Annotated in this window: 17 protein-coding genes and 1 riboswitch; of the genes, 1 reads left to right on the top strand and 16 read right to left on the bottom strand. The window is 40.6% G+C overall.

Features of this window, described 5'->3' with window-relative positions; genetic code table 11:
* Positions 1 to 386: 386 nt before the first annotated feature.
* The 12 genes from ACIQXU_RS09575 to pdxS form a co-directional block, all read right to left on the bottom strand.
* Complete coding sequence (locus ACIQXU_RS09575; protein WP_402873135.1) at positions 387 to 1001, bottom strand: NAD(P)-binding protein; 615 nt, start codon at positions 999 to 1001, stop codon at positions 387 to 389.
* The gene (locus ACIQXU_RS09570; protein ID WP_402873138.1) at positions 982 to 1743 is read right to left on the bottom strand and encodes a sirohydrochlorin chelatase; all 762 of its coding nucleotides are present in this window, start codon (positions 1741 to 1743) and stop codon (positions 982 to 984) included. The genes ACIQXU_RS09575 and ACIQXU_RS09570 overlap by 20 nt, the downstream gene beginning before the upstream one ends.
* Positions 1743 to 2519 (bottom strand): uroporphyrinogen-III C-methyltransferase, encoded by a 777-nt coding sequence (cobA, locus tag ACIQXU_RS09565; RefSeq protein ID WP_402988592.1) that lies wholly within the window; start codon positions 2517 to 2519, stop codon positions 1743 to 1745. The genes ACIQXU_RS09570 and cobA overlap by 1 nt, the downstream gene beginning before the upstream one ends.
* 18 nt (positions 2520 to 2537) lie before the next feature.
* Positions 2538 to 2756 (bottom strand): DUF3906 family protein, encoded by a 219-nt coding sequence (locus ACIQXU_RS09560; protein WP_402988589.1) that lies wholly within the window; start codon positions 2754 to 2756, stop codon positions 2538 to 2540.
* 14 nt (positions 2757 to 2770) lie between these two features.
* A complete protein-coding gene (locus ACIQXU_RS09555) occupies positions 2771 to 4399 on the bottom strand; it encodes a nitrite/sulfite reductase (RefSeq protein ID WP_402988586.1) in 1629 nt (542 codons plus the stop codon).
* Positions 4400 to 4415: 16 nt separating this feature from the next.
* Entirely contained in the window at positions 4416 to 5015 is a 600-nt protein-coding gene (gene cysC / locus ACIQXU_RS09550) for an adenylyl-sulfate kinase (protein WP_402958809.1), read from the bottom strand.
* Between the two features lie 29 nt (positions 5016 to 5044).
* Positions 5045 to 6193, bottom strand: a complete 1149-nt coding sequence (gene sat, locus ACIQXU_RS09545) for a sulfate adenylyltransferase (RefSeq protein ID WP_402988583.1) — start codon at positions 6191 to 6193, stop codon at positions 5045 to 5047.
* Positions 6194 to 6220: 27 nt separating this feature from the next.
* Entirely contained in the window at positions 6221 to 6925 is a 705-nt protein-coding gene (locus ACIQXU_RS09540) for a phosphoadenylyl-sulfate reductase (RefSeq protein WP_402958856.1), read from the bottom strand.
* 167 nt (positions 6926 to 7092) lie between these two features.
* On the bottom strand, positions 7093 to 7209 hold the full coding sequence (locus ACIQXU_RS09535; RefSeq protein WP_402873240.1) for a YezD family protein: 117 nt from the start codon (positions 7207 to 7209) through the stop codon (positions 7093 to 7095).
* Between the two features lie 168 nt (positions 7210 to 7377).
* A riboswitch (SAM riboswitch) is annotated at positions 7378 to 7485 on the bottom strand.
* Between the two features lie 241 nt (positions 7486 to 7726).
* On the bottom strand, positions 7727 to 8263 hold the full coding sequence (gene ssuE / locus ACIQXU_RS09530; protein WP_402873154.1) for an NADPH-dependent FMN reductase: 537 nt from the start codon (positions 8261 to 8263) through the stop codon (positions 7727 to 7729).
* 205 nt (positions 8264 to 8468) lie between these two features.
* On the bottom strand, positions 8469 to 9050 hold the full coding sequence (gene pdxT / locus ACIQXU_RS09525; RefSeq protein ID WP_402988580.1) for a pyridoxal 5'-phosphate synthase glutaminase subunit PdxT: 582 nt from the start codon (positions 9048 to 9050) through the stop codon (positions 8469 to 8471).
* Positions 9051 to 9052: 2 nt separating this feature from the next.
* Positions 9053 to 9940 (bottom strand): pyridoxal 5'-phosphate synthase lyase subunit PdxS, encoded by an 888-nt coding sequence (pdxS, locus tag ACIQXU_RS09520; protein ID WP_402958802.1) that lies wholly within the window; start codon positions 9938 to 9940, stop codon positions 9053 to 9055.
* Between the two features lie 132 nt (positions 9941 to 10072).
* Here pdxS and pdxR point away from each other — a divergent pair, with 132 nt between their 5' ends.
* Positions 10073 to 11500 carry a MocR-like pyridoxine biosynthesis transcription factor PdxR gene (gene pdxR / locus ACIQXU_RS09515; RefSeq protein ID WP_402988577.1) on the top strand — a complete coding sequence of 476 codons (1428 nt, stop codon included), beginning with the start codon at positions 10073 to 10075 and terminating at the stop codon, positions 11498 to 11500.
* A gap of 13 nt (positions 11501 to 11513) precedes the next feature.
* Here pdxR and ACIQXU_RS09510 read toward each other — a convergent pair whose 3' ends face one another.
* From ACIQXU_RS09510 to ACIQXU_RS09495, 4 genes are all read right to left on the bottom strand, one after another.
* The gene (locus tag ACIQXU_RS09510) at positions 11514 to 12848 is read right to left on the bottom strand and encodes a D-serine ammonia-lyase (RefSeq protein ID WP_402988574.1); all 1335 of its coding nucleotides are present in this window, start codon (positions 12846 to 12848) and stop codon (positions 11514 to 11516) included.
* A 34-nt stretch (positions 12849 to 12882) separates the two neighbouring features.
* Positions 12883 to 14631: an aminodeoxychorismate synthase component I gene (pabB, locus tag ACIQXU_RS09505; protein ID WP_402988571.1), complete on the bottom strand. Its 1749-nt coding sequence runs from the start codon at positions 14629 to 14631 to the stop codon at positions 12883 to 12885.
* Between the two features lie 89 nt (positions 14632 to 14720).
* Positions 14721 to 15743, bottom strand: a complete 1023-nt coding sequence (locus tag ACIQXU_RS09500; protein WP_402988568.1) for an LLM class flavin-dependent oxidoreductase — start codon at positions 15741 to 15743, stop codon at positions 14721 to 14723.
* Positions 15744 to 15831: 88 nt separating this feature from the next.
* Positions 15832 to 16830, bottom strand: coding sequence for an LLM class flavin-dependent oxidoreductase (locus tag ACIQXU_RS09495; protein ID WP_402988565.1), 999 nt, complete (start codon positions 16828 to 16830; stop codon positions 15832 to 15834).
* Positions 16831 to 16908 lie beyond the last annotated feature (78 nt).

The following is a 16908-nucleotide window of genomic DNA, read 5'->3' as shown; positions in this document are numbered from 1 at the left end:
GTTCCTAGCTTTTTTGCTAAAGACAGTTTTGTGACTCTATGGTAGATTCCGAGACAGCCTAAAAAGACATGTATTCCATTTCCCCTGGAAACCATGCGATAGACTATATTCTTGTCTACAATACCAAGGTTGATAGACGAGGCCACTGAAACAGCGGTGGTTCGAATTCTGATAAGGGACGGATAACATGCTAAACTGAAGCAACTGCTGGAGTAATTCAAAACATCAATTGGAGTGAAGATGAACTTTCCCATGACTTCCTCCCCATTTTCCTAGATTAATACACTGACCTTACATACACCATTCATGTATAGTCAAAAGAGGCACCTTGCAATGATAAATTATCATTGCATGGTGCCTTCCTTTTCTCTGATGAGCGCAATCTATTAATCAATTTCAACTGGCATAAGACTCACTAAAAAACGATATCTTTCCTTAACGGAATGCTTATACAACACGTCGATTGAATTTTTTAACAACCTGGATTTTTCTGTTTTTGAAAATGAACTGCTTTTTATATGCTGTCTTGCTTCGAATAGGAATTCGAGATAATCCTCATACGATTCATCATATACTTCCTGTAAATCATTACGGATCTGTTTAGCTAGCTGAGGGCTTGCCCCATTTGTGGAAACACTGATTGAAAGCTTTCCTCTATGTAAAGTTGCCGGAATGTGGAAGTTTGCCATCTCGTGATTACTGATGACATTTACGAGTTGATTTTCATGAGCATTTTTGTAGATTTCTTCATTAACCTTGGATGAGTTGGTTGCGGCAATGATTAAAAAGGCTTCTTGATAATCCGCTGCTTCCACCTCTTTACGAACAACATGAACGGCTCCTTGTTCTTGAAGTTGCTGGAACCCTTCACAAATCTCAGGACTTATCACAGTGACAATAGCTCCTGCTTTTATTAAAGGGTTAGCTTTAAAAAAGGCTATTTTACCGCCGCCGATAATGACGCACTTTTTATTTTCGAGATTAAGCGTAATCGGATACATAAGCACTCTCCCCAGATAATTCCTGAATTCTATCTGATATTGCTTGTTCAATCTTAGGATGATAGCCAAGATAAGGACAAAGGACAAATTTCTTGTCGCTGTTTCTCTGGACTTCCGATATTGCCCTTTCCATCGATTGCATTAAAAGACCAGTAAACAATAGATAAGGGATTACGAAAATTTGGTTTACGGGAGTCGAATTCGCTTTTAACAGTGCTTCTCCAAAGCTTGGTGACGCCGCTGTCAAATAACAGTCCTTCACTCTAGTGTTTGGTATCCTGTTTTGAAGTGAATTGGCTATATGGCCTAAGTCTCTTTTTACATCAGGATCACTGCTTCCCCGCCCAACCAATAAAACAAGTGAATTTTCCGTTATCTTTTCTTTTGTTTCTACCAAACGTTCCTCTAAGATATCCACCATTCTCTCACTGACCCCTATTGGCCTACCATATTTCATTTCCACATCAGGAAATTGGTTTTTCATTTTACGTAAAACCTGTGGAATATCATGTTTAGCGTGCGCAGCAGTTAATAAGAGAATCGGGATCGCTTTAATTTTTGTTGCTCCCCTGTATACACAAGCTGCATATGCTTCTTCTATGGTCGGGCTTTCCAATTCCAGAAAGCAATACTCTTGAATAACATTGGGGTGTCGTTTCATACAAATTCGAATAAAATCGATAGCTTGCGCGGAAGCCTCTTTAACGCGACTACCATGACATATGTAAAGAATCGCTTCCATTAAAAGGCCTCGTTAGCCAATAACTTTTCGACTTCCCTTGGTTCGAACCAATTAATTTTCCCACTTAAGTTAACCACTTCTCCAACGACGATCATACAGGGATTTGAGATTCCTTCGTTTTGGACAGTTTTTAGTATAGAGCCTAATGTACCGATAGCCGTCTTTTGTGTATCCAATGTCCCCCAATGGATTAATGCTACAGGTGTGTCTGGGCTTTTCCCATGTTCCAAGAGTTTTCCTTGAATATACGGAAGGTTCTTAATACCCATGTATATCGCCAATGTATCGATGCCTTTAGCAAGCGATTCCCATTTGATGTTATCGTCTTCACCCTTTTTACGATGACCGGTTACAATGGCAAATGATGATGCATGGTCTCTATGGGTAACCGGAATACCTGCATAGGCCGATGCGGCTATGCCAGCTGTAATGCCCGGTACTATTTCAAAGCGTATTCCATTTTCGACAAGAGCCTCTGCTTCCTCTCCGCCTCTACCGAACACAAAAGGATCTCCGCCCTTTAATCGGGTGACCACCTTACCCTTTTTTGCATATTTGACGAGAAAACGATTGATTGTTTCTTGTTGCAAGAGATGGTAATCCGGCAGTTTTCCACAATTAATCAATTCTACGCCATCTTTGGCATGAGTCAACAACTCTTTGTTTACAAGGCGGTCATATAAAATAACATCAGCTTCCTGAATACATCTTAACCCTTTTACTGTAATTAAATCTGGATCTCCGGGACCGGCTCCTACTAGATATACTTTCCCCATTTTGCAATCCGCCTTTCCTCAGAGTACTGTTTCGAAATTCGTTAAAACGAAACCTGCTCCATTTTTAATTTGTTTCTTTTCATATAATGATACGTCATTAACCATCGGCATTTTCAAAAACCGTTTTTCCAGCTCGATATCGACAAGCTGGAAAGCCATTTCATCTGAATCTGCGGCAATGACGACATGACATAATTCATTCTTAATTGTAACTTCAAAGCGATAAAGATTCATCATTTTTTTACCTCTTTTTAAACAGCAATCATGCTCGCTAAGACATTATCCAGTTTATTCTGTAATTCCGACGTTCCAACCCGTTCAACAAATTCAAGAAAACTTTCCGAGGGAAGTTTTTTGTCTTTAAAATAAAGAATTAGCTCTTTCAAGACATGATAAAGTTGTCCCGCTTCCACTTTTCCTTTTAGTTTTTCATTGAATTTTCCGCCAGCATTTAATGTTCCGCCCACGTATATTTCGAAAGCCTCAACCATCTTTTTATCTTGGTTTTTCATTTTTATCCCTTGTAATCCTATATCAGCAATCGCTCGCTGGCCACAGTTATTAGGGCAGCCAACCATATGCAGCCTTACCGGTACATCTAGATCAATTTCCTTATCCAATGTTTCGGCAATGGTTTTCATCCTGTTTTTCGTTTCAACAAGTGCTAGGTTACAATATTCTATACCTGTGCAGGAAACGGAGTAACCGAGAAATTTCTTGGGCTCGTATGGAAATCTTTCAAAGATTGTTTCCTGTTTTAAGGCTTCCAGATTTCCATCCGATACATTCGGAATAATCAGGTTTTGTGAATTACAATTCCTGATTTCCCCATTTCCATATCTTTTAGCTATTTCGGCGAACTCGATAACCTCTTCGGGCGTTAGTCGACCAACTGGAATATTGACACCCACATAGTTGAGTCCTTCCTGTTTTTGTTTATGTATGCCGTAAAAATAACCAGCATTCCATTCCTTCAACGCACTTTCTCCCTTGTCAGGTAGCGGCCCAGTGTATTCCAGTACTTTTTCCGTGAATTGTTCAGGGCCCCAATCAGCAACAAGAAACTTCAAACGTGAACGGTGGCGTTTTTCCCGGTATCCGAAATCACGAAATATCGTTGTGATCGCTGCAGCCACTTCTACCGTTTTCTCAGGTAAAACGAATAATTCCAGTTCTTGTGCCAGCATAGGGACTGAGGATAGACCCCCACCAACTTTCACATGAAAGCCGACTTCTTCTTTCCCATCTATGACCTTTGTTGCCGGATTAAAGGAAACGCAATTGATTTCGGCGTTTGAAGCATTATGTATATTAGCACTGACTGACATTTTATATTTACGTGGAAGGTTCGAAAAGTCTTCATTCATTCTGAAGTATTCAAATACATCCTTAAGGACTTCCCGCGTATCGAATAACTCATCTGGATCGATTCCAGCAAGAGCGTTGCCGATAATATTCCGTGTTATGTCTCCGCAAGCACCCGCTGTTGTCAATCCTACCTGATCTAGACGATTTAATATATCAGGGACCTGCTCTATCGTCAACCAATGAAATTGTATAGCTTGCCGTGTAGTGATGTCATAGACATCGCGGCCATAATCCTTAGCAATATTTGCAAGGGTGATCTGTTGGTCGTATGTGAGAATCCCTCCTGGAATCACAACACGCATCATCCAATAACCAGCTTCTTTAGGACGTTGTAAGTAAAGACCTGCCCATTTGAACACATCCCATTCTTCTTTAGGGATGGAATCGAATCCATTTGCCGCGTAATGAGGAATATCGTCAAAAATCTTCAAAGCATCTTTTTCCAGTTTCCGAATTTCCATTTTGTTTTTGGCAAGCGCTGGATTGTCCGCCCAAATCTTCTCGTACACCATTTCTTTTCCCCCTAGGTTAAATCGCTCTCTTTGTTGTCAAATAGTCTATAACCTGTTCGACGCACTCTTCTACACTAAACTGACTGGATTCCAATACGATTTCCGGATGTTCCGGTTCTTCATATGGAGAATCGATTCCAGTGAAATTTTTAATGATACCTTTACGAGCCTTGTCGTAAAGGCCTTTTGGATCACGGACTTCACATTCTTCAAGTGGACATTTTATGTACACTTCAATAAACTCGCCTTCTCCAAGCAGGTCCCGAACAATTTGACGATCTGCACGAAAAGGTGATATAAATGCCGTTAATACGAATTGACCACTGTCCACGAAGAGCTTGGAGACCTCTCCAATCCGTCTAATATTTTCTGTGCGATCTTTTTCTGAGAAGCCTAAATCCTTGTTAAGTCCATGACGGATATTATCCCCATCCAAAACATAATTTCGGATATTCCGATTATACAACTCTTTTGCAACAGCATTGGCGATCGTTGATTTCCCAGAACCTGAAAGCCCGGTAAACCATATCACCGTGCTCTCATGACCGTTTTGCTTCCGTCTAAGTTCCTTCGTTACCGATGCATCATGCCAAGTTACATTAGTACTTTTACTCATGAGGATCCTCCTTCTAAAACTTACAATAATTAGTTATATACCTCGTTCTTCTTAAGCCCTTCTATCAATACTTCGATTACTTCTTTGCGGCTGAAAGTCGCTGGTGGAATTTCCCCATTCCGTAACATTTCCCTAACCTTCGTCCCAGAGAGGATGACGTGATCTTCTTTACCATGCGGACATGTTTTTGCAGAAGCCATATTCCCACATATTTTACAATAGAAGCTATGTTCAAAGAATAATAATGTTATCCCTAACTCATCAGAAGTGAAGTTCCCGAAGATTTTTTGTGCGTCATACGTACCGTAATAATCGCCCACACCTGCATGGTCGCGCCCGACAATGAAGTGAGTACATCCGTAGTTTTTACGAACCATTGCATGAAAAATCGCTTCTCTAGGTCCTGCATATCGCATGGCTGCTGGGAATACCGCAAGTGAGACACGGTCCTTTGGATAATACTTTTCAAGTAATACTTTATAGCTTTCCATCCGAACGTCAGCAGGAATGTCATCGGACTTCGTGGCACCAACTAATGGGTTTAAGAATAAGCCATCCACTATCTCCAATGCTGTTTTTTGAATATATTCATGGGCACGGTGAACGGGGTTTCTTGTTTGGAAACCGACAACCGTTTTCCACCCTTTTTCTTCAAATGTTTTTCGGGTATCAACTGGGTCTAAATAATGATCCTCGAATAATGGACGCTCGATCCGTTTAATAAGCTTGATTTTACCACCTACATATACATCGCCACGATTATATAGATTTTTTACACCTGGGTGATTCTCATCATCCGTTTGATAAACTAAAGTTGCCTCCACTTGCTTATCAGGTGTAAATATATCGGAAACGGCAAGGACTCCATAAGTTTGGCCCTCATGAGTTAACTTTACTTCTTCTCCGATTGTAAGAGCGTTTACCACATCAGCGGAAAGTGGTAATGTAATAGGAATACTCCAGACATGCCCGCTGCTAAGCCTCATATCCTTTACTACTGTTTGATAGTCTTCTTTTGAAAAGAATCCCTCAATGGGGCTGTATGCTCCAGTCCCTATAAGTTCCAAGTCGCTTAATGAGATTTCATCAATTTCAACGGATTGTTCTATTTTAGTTAAATCATAGTCTGGTTCAAAGCGATTGATTAATGTTCCTCCGTGCGGCAAGCTAATGGTCATGCTGATTTCCCCCTGAATTTTTTATAATTATGATAAATGTAATCCGCATTCTGTTTTTTGGGCACCTTGCCATCGTCCTGAACGAAGATCATCAGCATTAATGGCAGGTGCTGTACATGTTTTACAGCCAATACTTGGATATCCATTATCATGAAGCACATTATATGGTAAGCCATTTTTATGCGCATAACGCCATACATCTTTCCATGTCCAATGAATGAGCGGACAAATTTTGATAGATTTGAATTTGTTGTCCTTGTTTATATATTCAGTCAATGCACGGGTTTCCGATTGCTCCCTGCGCAGTCCCGAGAGCCAAGCCGTCGCTGTTGATAATACTTCAGTGAGCGGCGTAATTTTGCGGATGTTACAGCATTGATTTGGGTCATGAAGCCATAATTCATCACCAAATTCAGCGGCTTGTTCTTCCAATGTCATTTCCGGTTTCTTCATTACAATGGAAAGCCGTGGGTAACGATTTTTCACTTGTTCGATTAATTGGTAAGTCTCAGCGAAATGAACATCCGTATCCAAGAATACGATTTTGGCGGAAGGATTAACCTTTGCCAGCAAATCTGTCAGTACAATTCCTTCAATCCCAAAACTACAGGCATAAATGAGTTTATCTCCGTACTCTGAATTTGCCCATTCCAATACTTCTAAAGCGCCTTTTGTATCGCTATCTTCCGGGAACGAAGGTAATGTCGCTGTATCAATATTTTCATAGTCCACTAGCTCTGCCAACTCTATACCCCCTTTTAAGAATCACCCTATGGTACAGCAGATATCTTTGAAAGCCTTTGAAACACCATTTCTTATAATGAAAAAGGCGGCTTTAACCAATAGTTTCCTATTTATATCAGCTAAATCCACCTCTAGTTTTCTAGTCAGCAGTCCATTTATTTAATTCTCAATTTTTCGTTTCTTTCCATTTGTATAACCTTACCGTCCTGAACGATAAGGGTTATGGATCCATATTTCATAGTTTTTAGCATTTCTTGCAGTCTTTCAAATATTTCCCCCAGCTGATTTTCCTTTTCCAAGGCTATTCCTCCTTTAAGAAAACTCGTCGACTAGCTTGTCGTAAGATGATCAGCTTGTAAATGAATTCCCCCAAATTAATAAAATCAATCAGAAAAATCCTTCCATGCCAAGATGGAAAGATTGATAAGGTAATCTTATTTACCTTATCTTCCAAAATGATGACATTTTGTTGGATGTAGCACCTTGCATTCATGATGCAGGTTGCTGGACTTCAAAGGGCCAAATCCCTCCGTCGCTCTTGATAAGTTTTATTATTTTAAATATTAACACATATCAAATCATTGTCAATGGAGTTTTCATATAAATTAACTTGGTTTAATATTTTGGTTTAACTTCAATTATTATACACAAATAGTTCAAGTTTGTTACAGTGATTTGTTAAGCCAGTAAAAAAGGTTCATTCATCCTGAACAAGCTTGAATAAACCTTTAAAGTAGCCTAATAACTTAACTTGTTGATGGGAAGGGTCAAGATAAAAAGAAGAAATGATCAATTTCTTCTTTTTTGTATGGCTTCTACAAATTCCTTTACTTGACTCTTTGTACGATCAAGTAATTCCACTTCCTTAATCGGATGTTTTGGATTCTGCTTATCGATTTCTTTATCGACAAAGTATAACCCCTGCATCGGTTCCCCTTTTAATATTGATATAAGAGGTTTCAGCGCATAATCTATAGCTAATAAATGCCTGTTGCTTCCCCCAACCATTATGGGCAAAACTGGCTTATCCTTAAACGCGCCCTCGGGTAATAAATCAATTAGAGCTTTCAACACTCCTGTATAAGATGCCTTATAGACAGGTGAACCAATAATGATACCATTAGCTTGCTTAATCTTTTCTGAAAGTCTTAGAATATCCTCGCTATCATAACGACCTTGGAATAAGTCGTTTGCAGAAAACTCGGTAATAGAATGATAGTCCGTCGTAAATCCTTCTTTTTCCACCAACGTTTGGATATATTTTAATGAAATATCTGTTCTTGATGGTATAGCAGGGCTGCCTGATAAAATTATAATTTCGCTCATATATATTCCTCCTGTATGTAAAATCTGCAAAGGATCTGGGTCCTTTCCAGTTAAGCAACTTCAATTAATTATCTTAATTATCAGAAAAATAAAAGTCAAGTAACTTGATTGGAATTTATATTTTTGAAACACTAATAAGAATTGTATTATGCCATTGACTAAAAATCCTGCCCCGTTAGGGCAGGATTTTTAAAGCTTTTCAACTCTATTGATTGATTGAGTCTTTCACCATTTTTAAAAAAAGTTGTATAAATCGTTGATCACCGGTCAGTTCTGGATGAAACGAACTGACAAGAACCTGTTCTTGTCTAGCCGCCACTACTTTCCCGTCATAACTTGCTAATATCTCCACATCTTCACCTACGCCAACGGCAAAAGGTGCTCTGATAAAGACACCCATGAAAGGTTCTTCCATTCCTTTAACTATAAGGGGTGCTTGAAAACTTTCCCTCTGACGACCAAAACCATTTCTATTTACTGTAATATTGATAAAACCAAGATGGGGATGTTCCAAACTAACCATTTCCTTTGCCACTAATACCATCCCTGCGCAAGTTCCGAAAATCGGTTTTTTTTGTTCGAAAAATGCCGTAATCGGCTCCATGAAACCATAATGGTCCATTAGTTTTCTCATAGTGGTGCTTTCTCCACCAGGAATGATCAGGCCATCGATATCCTTTAACTGTTCTGGGTTCTTAACTAATATCGCATGCTCACCGGCTTCCTTGATTTGGTTCATATGTTCCTCTACAGCACCCTGCAAACCTAAAACACCTATGGTTACCATGTTTACCATCCACGCTCCTGCATTCTCTCAGCTGGGGCCAACTTAGAAATATCAATTCCTTTCATCGCGCTTCCCAATTCTTTAGACAACTTGCCTATTAAATCATAATCGGTGAAGTATGTAGTTGCTTGTACGATGGCAGCAGCGAATTTATCGGGATTTTCCGATTTAAAGATTCCTGAGCCCACAAATACACCGTCTGCCCCAAGTTCCATCATCAGGGCGGCATCTGCAGGAGTCGCAATTCCACCTGCTGCAAAGTTTACTACAGGTAATTTCCCTGTGCGCCGGATTTCCTTCAGAACTTCATAAGAAGCACCAATATTTTTTGCTTCAGTCATTAATTCATCCTCGCTCAGCATGCATACTTTACGAATTTGAGATTGAACTTTTCTCATATGCCGTACAGCTTCCACAATGTTCCCTGTCCCAGGTTCTCCCTTCGTCCGAAGCATCGAGGCCCCTTCGCCGATACGTCGGGAGGCTTCCCCTAAATCCCGGCAACCACATACAAAAGGTACTATATAATCGCTTTTCAAAATATGATATTCTTCATCGGCTGGAGTCAGTACTTCACTTTCATCAATGTAATCCACTCCCATGGATTCCAAGATTCTCGCTTCCACAATATGACCGATCCTTGCTTTAGCCATCACTGGGATCGAAACAGCTTTCATCACTTCCTCCACGATCCTTGGATCGGCCATCCTTGCCACACCGCCTGCAGCACGAATATCTGATGGTACCCTCTCAAGAGCCATGACAGCCACCGCCCCCGCCGCTTCAGCAATTCTTGCTTGCTCTGCATTTATGACATCCATGATTACGCCACCCTTTTGCATCTGCGCCATTCCTCTTTTGACTGTGTCGGTTCCTACAAGCTTTTCCATTCTTCTTCCCCCTAATATTTGCATAATTAAGATTTGTTCATTAGTATAAGAAATAGTTGACCACATTGAAAGTGTCAGTTTTAATGAAAATGATAGGGTCAGATAGAAACCACGAAAAGGTCGGTAAAAAAAATGGATATGCTAGCATGTAATTTAAACCGTATGGATGAAGTGCCATTATATGAACAGTTATATTCACACATAAAAACGGAAATTATAAATGGCCGGCTCCCTTTTGGTACAAAGTTGCCTTCAAAACGGAAACTAGCGGAATTTCTCCACATCAGTCAAAATACTGTCGAGACAGCATATGAGCAATTATGTGCAGAAGGCTATGTTGAAGTCATCCCAAGAAAAGGGTATTACATTCAAACTTCCGAGGATTTGGAATACACACAACCTGTGAATGCTCCAGTCGAAAAGACGGTCAATAACAAGAAAGATTTCCTGTTTCATTTTCACCCCAGCCAGATAGATACAGAAAATTTTCCTTTTGAAAAATGGCGTAAATATACAAAAAACACTATAGACATATCAAATCAAGAACTCCTTTTACTAGGAGACCCTCAAGGCGAATATGAGTTACGTTGTGAAATTGCCCATTACCTGTACCATTCTCGCGGAGTCCGGTGTGTGCCCGAGCAAATCATTATCGGTGCAGGGCTGGAGATTATACTGCAACAACTGATACTACTGTTTGATAAAAAAACAGTATATGGTGTCGAAGACCCCGGATACCATTTAATTTTACGGCTTCTGAAAGGCTATCCAAATGATGTGTATCCACTAGAAGTGGATGAAGAAGGCGTGAAGGTGGATAGAATCGATCAATCCAATATTGACGTCCTTTATATAACCCCTTCTCATCACTTTCCCTATGGAACGGTTTTGTCCGTTAACCGACGTACTCGCTTGTTGAACTGGGCTCAAGAGACGGAAAACCGCTATATCATTGAAGACGATTATGATAGTGAATTTCGTTATAGTGGAAAAACGATTCCCTCTCTACAAAGTTTGGATGCTGGTGATAAAGTGATTTATTTAGGATCATTTTCTAAATCATTGATTCCTTCTATTAGGGTCAGCTATATGGTTTTGCCTCTCGCTTTACTAGAAAAACATAAAGAGGAATTATCTTTTTACCATTCAACTGTCTCCCGAATCGATCAACATATTTTGACACAGTTTATGAGAGAAGGAGATTTCGAGAAACATTTAAACCGAATGAGAAAAGTTTATCGTAGAAAGTTGGAAAAGGTTTTGGAACTATTTAAACCCCATCATCAGCAGATAACGATAATTGGCGAGCGATCAGGACTTCACATCGTCCTCATCGTTAAAAATGGTATGAATGAAGAGGATCTTATCCTAAGAGCTTCAAATGCTAATATTAAGATTTACGGACTATCTTCCTATAGCATTCAACATAAGAAAGAAAGTCCACCCAAAATCATTCTTGGTTTTGCAGGAATTCCTGAGAAGGAACTGGAAAAAGCCATTCAACTATTGCTGGTTTCATGGGGATTCGACAAAAAAAAAGAAGTTCAGAATGGTTACTGAACTTCTTTTTTTGTTACATTCTTGTTAAGTATCTTTCCATCATTTCTTTCGGGACCATACTTCCCCCTGTAGCCCATATGATGTGCGTGGACTGATTTAACCTTCCTGTCAATCCTTCCTTAATGATATACTTTTCTCCTTCTTCCCTACTGAATATTTGAACCGGTCCATATGCTCCTGCCAGGGCTGATGGCTCTAAATAATAAGCTTCCGTTTTAGCCATCATTCGAAGGAAGTCAAATAATCTTTCGTCCCCAATCGTGAAACTTCCACTCAACATAGAGTCCATCATATTCGAAACCAACTTGGAGGGTCTACCGACTGCCAGGCCATCTGCTTCCGTTTTATTATCCACCCCAAAATCCTGCACGGAAACTTTTTCATGAAGTCCTGTTGCCAACCCGAGCGTCATACATGGTGAATGGGTTGGCTCTGCGAAAAAGCAATGAACATTTTTTTGAAAGGCCAGTTTAAGCCCATACGTTATCCCTCCTGGGCCTCCACCCACACCACAAGGTAAGTACACGAACAGAGGATGTTCTTCGTCAACTATAATCGACTTTTCATTCAATTGCTCTTTTAGCCGTGTTGCGGCCGTTGCATAACCAAAAAGTAGATCGACTGAATTTTCATCATCAATAAAATGACAACTGGGATCGAGAGAGGCCTGTCTGCGCCCCTCCTCAACGGCTTTACTGTAGTCCTCTTCATATTCCTTTACGATGACACCGAGCGACCTGAGTTTATCCTTTTTCCACCGCTTGGCATCAGCTGACATATGAACGGTTACCTTAAACCCAAGGTGGGCACTTATTATCCCAATGCTTAAACCTAGATTCCCTGTCGACCCGACAGCAATGGAATAGTGTGAAAATAACTCTTTATATTCATCACTGGCCAATAATTCATAGTTATCGGTTTCTTTAAACCCCCGATCTTTCATCGCTATTTCTTCCGCCCGTTTTAATACCTCATATATGCCACCTCGAGCCTTGATGGAACCGGAGATCGGTAAATGACTGTCACACTTAAGCAGTAGTTTACCTGGGATGGCAATTTCATAGATTTTTTCCATTCGACTCTTCATGGAAGCTATTTCGACTAATGGAGATTCAATGATTCCATTCATGGGTTTTGTTTCCGGAAAGGCTATGGCAATATACGGAGCAAACCTATTCAATCTTTCTTCTGCCTCTTTCACCTTTGCTGCTTGAACAATTGGATGATCAAACATGCTTGTGTAGTTCGGATTTAACCAGAAAGTTTCTTCAGTGTCCATTAGTTGTTTAAGCAATGGATTTTCCTTCCATTCTTTTTTTGTCAGTCCCGCAACTGTATGTTCTTTCATGACACCCCTCCAAATAATGAATGTTATAGAGTTTTTATTGATTGGTAAGCTGAACCTTAATCCTTCCTCTTACACTATTAATAAACCAAATTTCCTCAGCAGTAACCAATTCTTCCTTTTTTATGACCCTTTCCTGGATTTCTTTCCTCTTTAATAGTTCTCGACGAAAAGTTCCTGCAAGCAAGCCTGATTCCAAAGGGGGAGTGATGAGTTCCCCATTGATTTTCACGACAATGTTTCCGTTCGTGAACTCCGTGACATCCCCTTTTTCATTCCAGAGCAATACGTCATGAAAGTCAGGATACCTTCTTTTAAATTCATCATAAACGCCTCGATTCGTAGTTTTATGATGAAGAAAAGGATTTTCACTATGAATCGGACTTTCGGCTACGATAACTGATATTTCCGGATTTACCCCATCAATTACTTGCCCAGAGACACTAATTTCCCCATTTTCCGAAACTAGCACACGAATCTTTTCTAACGTGTCGGTATGTATGGAGGAGTATTCTATTAGTTGATTTCTAAGCGTCTTTTCAGGGAGCCTGAAGCCAAAATAATCTGCAGATTGTATCACTCTTTCAATATGTTCCTCCAATAAAGAATATTCGCCATTCTCAAGCCTGATTGACTCTAAAAGCTGGTAAGCCGGGTGCTCTTCCGTCAATAGTTTTGCTTTCAAGAAGGCTTCCTCGTATTCTTCCAAAGAAGCCGAGTCCCAAGTGATTCCCCCTCCGACTCCATATGCAGCCTGACCAGTTTCCTTATCAATTACTACTGTCCGTATCGGTACATTGAAAACTGCTTCCCGATTAGGAGTGATGTAGCCAATGGCGCCACAATATATTTCACGCGGTGAATTCTCAAGTTCAGCGATGATTTCCATTGTTTTAATTTTCGGTGCACCCGTTATCGATCCACATGGGAAAAGTGCCTTGAATAAATCAATAATAGTCGTTTCCGGCTTCGTACTTGCAGTGATTGTCGATGTCATTTGCCAAACTGTCGGATATTTTTCGATTTCCTTAAGCTTAGATACCTTAACAGTCCCTTTTTCCGATACCATCCCCATGTCATTTCTAAGCAAATCGACAATCATTAAATTTTCGGCTTGATTTTTTTCGGAATTGGCTAACCATTTGGCATTCTCCAAATCTCTCTCTCTATTTCCAGCCCGCTTTACTGTCCCCTTCATGGGACGGGTGATTAATTGTCCATCTTCCCATCGAAAGAATAACTCTGGAGAAGCGGAAAGAATCCGATATGTTCCCAGATTTAAATAAGCACTATAGTTGGAACGTTGAGCTCTTACAAGGCGATTATAAAATGCATAGTCATCCCCTTCAAACTTCGATCGTAAACGCATTGTGTAATTCACCTGATAGCTGTTACCTCTCTCTATCTCTTCTTTAATCCTTTGAAATCCAGCATGATAGGATTTAGAATCGGTTTCGGAATCCCAATCGGCCATATGAAAGGCACCCAACGTTTCTTCTATGAATTCTCCCGGACTTTCAAAAATCCCAAACCATAATAAAGGCATGTTTCCACCCTCTTTTACTTTCAAACAGTTATTAAAGGCTGGGGCGGCTTCATAAGAAACATAACCTGCTACATAATATCCTTCATCAATCGCTTTCTGTACTTCATCGAATTTGATTACCACTTCTTCAATCGAATGGGCAATCAGAATCTTTTTCGGCTTATTAAAATACATGGGCTTTTTATGTCCATATTTATCTGTAAAATGAAACAATAATGATATTGGAACTTCCTGGGTCATGTTTTGCTCCTTCAGTTTTAGTGAATAAAGATATCCCGTTTCCAGTTTTAAAAAAGAGCTTGCAGTGTTTCTGCAAGCTCTTTTAACCCTCATTTCATTCCAGTGATCTCGGCAACGATTTCATAAGAACGAAGTCGGGCTCCGTGATCATAAATCGCCGAGTTTATAATCATTTCATCCGCCTGTGTTTCATCAAGGAAAGCCTGTAATTGTTCCTTGACTTGTTCCGGATTCCCGATGATTGATGCGTTCAATTGCTTCATGACGATCGCTTTTTCGTATTCGGTCCAGAGCCCCTCCATCGAATCGACCGGCGGCGCCATTTGGCCAGGGGTATTCCGAATTAAATTTAAGAATTGTTGTTGATAAGAGGTCGCAATTTTGTGTGCTTCTTCAGTAGTGTCTGCCGCAAATACATTGATGCCTACCATCGCATGTGGTTTATCAAGTACATCGGAAGGTTGGAAATTATTCCGATATCGCGCTAATGCCGGTTTAGTGTTTTCGGGTGAAAAGTGACTGGCAAATGAGAAAGGCAGACCAAGTTTTGCCGATAGCGCTGCACTGAATCCGCTTGAACCGAGTAGCCAAATAGGGATATCCTGTCCTTCCCCAGGTATAGCCCGGACCCGATTATGTTTGGAATCGGCACTTAGATAGCTGCGAAGCTGTTCCAACTGTTCCGGAAAATCCTGTCCATTATTACGGACATCACCGCGAAGAGCCATAGCAGTATACTGATCGCTTCCTGGAGCTCTTCCTAGACCCAAATCTATTCTGCCCGGATACATTGCCTCAAGTGTACCAAACTGTTCCGCAATAACAAGAGGAGCATGGTTCGGAAGCATGATCCCCCCTGAACCGACCCGGATTCTCTCCGTCTTGCCAGCGACATGGCCGATTAGCACGGAAGTCGCAGAGCTTGCGATGCCGGGCATGCTATGATGCTCAGCCACCCAGAAGCGGCGATATCCCCATTCTTCTGCGTGCTGGGCTAAGTTTACGGTATTATGAAATGCTGCAGATACTGTACCGCCTTCAATAATGGAGGCTAAGTCCAATACGGAAAAAGAAATATCACTCAGTTTTTTTGTTGATGTGTCATAATTCATATATTCAACTTCTTTCTCTTTTTAAAATGAATGGTCGCAAAGCCATCATATAGAAAATGCAGGGAAATTGCACATGAATTGCTTATACTTACTTTCCAAAAAGCTCCTTGGCAATCAAACGGAACGAGTTCAAGCGGTCTTCCAATAGATGTGTGATCGTGATAATCATGATTTCATCCGCTTGATATTGCTCCTTTAGGTCCAAAAGGCGACGCTTGACTTGTGATGGAGAACCAACAATCATCTTTTCATCTATTTTCCTCTTCCATTCTTTTTCCCTATCCGTCCATACATATTCGCTAGCCTCTTCTATACTAGGAACCATACTACTTTCCCCTTTATCGCTTTGAATTCTCCATAAAGTATTGCTCAATGCAATTTCTTTTGCTTTTTGTTCATCTTCTGCACAAATTACAGATACCGTTAAGATCGTTTTCGGGGACAAAAGGTTCCCTTTTGGTTGAAAGTGGCTGCGATAATGCTGTAAACTTTTCACACCATCATTTTGGCTCATGAACTCGCCGAATGCGTACGCAACACCATTCTCCGCAGCAAGCTTCGCACTTTTTTCACTTGTGCCAAGAATCCATGGTTCCGGTAAAGTCTCTGGGACAGGTGCAGCCGCAACATTAGAAAACTGGTGATTCTCCGGAAAATCCCCTCTCAGAAAATGTAGCAATTCCTGTACTAGCTCTGGCATTTTGTAGACATTTTGCAAATAATTATCTGACAGTGCCATCGTTGCTTCTGCAGAACCACCTGGGGCACGTCCAATCCCAAGATCGACCCTCCCTGGGAAAAGTGTGGCCAGCATGTTGAATGTTTCAGCCACTCGATATGGCTTATAATGTGGCAGTAAAACAGCACCTGCCCCAATTCTAATGTTCTTCGTTTGAGTACCAATGTAACTAAGCATCACCTCGGGTGTAGCACAGGCCAAACCTGGTAAATCGTGATGTTCCGTCAACCAAATTCTGTTGTATCCCAGTCTATCACCTTCCTGCGCTAGAAGTAGTGAATCATGTAAAGCTTGTTGTGCCGTTTGGCCAGATGAAATGGGCGATTGATCTAAAATACTAAGCTTCATTTCTTCCTTCCTTTCATGTTCTCTTTATACTTCATCGTAAATCATTGGTAGAAAATTGTCGCCTAATTGGCTTATACG

Origin of the sequence: Peribacillus sp. NPDC097284 (assembly GCF_044761765.1) — a bacterium.
Classification (GTDB): Bacteria; Bacillota; Bacilli; order Bacillales; family DSM-1321; genus Peribacillus.
This window is presented reverse-complemented; position numbering and strand designations above follow the sequence as displayed.

Excerpts from the sequence above, each read along its gene's own strand:
- pdxR (WP_402988577.1), top strand. The coding sequence starts at position 10,073 with ATGGATATGCTAGCATGTAATTTAAACCGTATGGATGAAGTGCCATTA.
- pabB (WP_402988571.1), bottom strand. The coding sequence starts at position 14,631 with ATGACCCAGGAAGTTCCAATATCATTATTGTTTCATTTTACAGATAAA.
- ACIQXU_RS09560 (WP_402988589.1), bottom strand. The coding sequence starts at position 2,756 with ATGATGAATCTTTATCGCTTTGAAGTTACAATTAAGAATGAATTATGT.
- ACIQXU_RS09570 (WP_402873138.1), bottom strand. The coding sequence starts at position 1,743 with ATGGAAGCGATTCTTTACATATGTCATGGTAGTCGCGTTAAAGAGGCT.
- ACIQXU_RS09575 (WP_402873135.1), bottom strand. The coding sequence starts at position 1,001 with ATGTATCCGATTACGCTTAATCTCGAAAATAAAAAGTGCGTCATTATC.
- ssuE (WP_402873154.1), bottom strand. The coding sequence starts at position 8,263 with ATGAGCGAAATTATAATTTTATCAGGCAGCCCTGCTATACCATCAAGA.
- pdxT (WP_402988580.1), bottom strand. The coding sequence starts at position 9,050 with ATGGTAACCATAGGTGTTTTAGGTTTGCAGGGTGCTGTAGAGGAACAT.
- ACIQXU_RS09495 (WP_402988565.1), bottom strand. The coding sequence starts at position 16,830 with ATGAAGCTTAGTATTTTAGATCAATCGCCCATTTCATCTGGCCAAACG.
- pdxS (WP_402958802.1), bottom strand. The coding sequence starts at position 9,940 with ATGGAAAAGCTTGTAGGAACCGACACAGTCAAAAGAGGAATGGCGCAG.
- cysC (WP_402958809.1), bottom strand. The coding sequence starts at position 5,015 with ATGAGTAAAAGTACTAATGTAACTTGGCATGATGCATCGGTAACGAAG.
- sat (WP_402988583.1), bottom strand. The coding sequence starts at position 6,193 with ATGACCATTAGCTTGCCGCACGGAGGAACATTAATCAATCGCTTTGAA.
- ACIQXU_RS09500 (WP_402988568.1), bottom strand. The coding sequence starts at position 15,743 with ATGAATTATGACACATCAACAAAAAAACTGAGTGATATTTCTTTTTCC.
- ACIQXU_RS09510 (WP_402988574.1), bottom strand. The coding sequence starts at position 12,848 with ATGAAAGAACATACAGTTGCGGGACTGACAAAAAAAGAATGGAAGGAA.
- cobA (WP_402988592.1), bottom strand. The coding sequence starts at position 2,519 with ATGGGGAAAGTATATCTAGTAGGAGCCGGTCCCGGAGATCCAGATTTA.
- ACIQXU_RS09555 (WP_402988586.1), bottom strand. The coding sequence starts at position 4,399 with ATGGTGTACGAGAAGATTTGGGCGGACAATCCAGCGCTTGCCAAAAAC.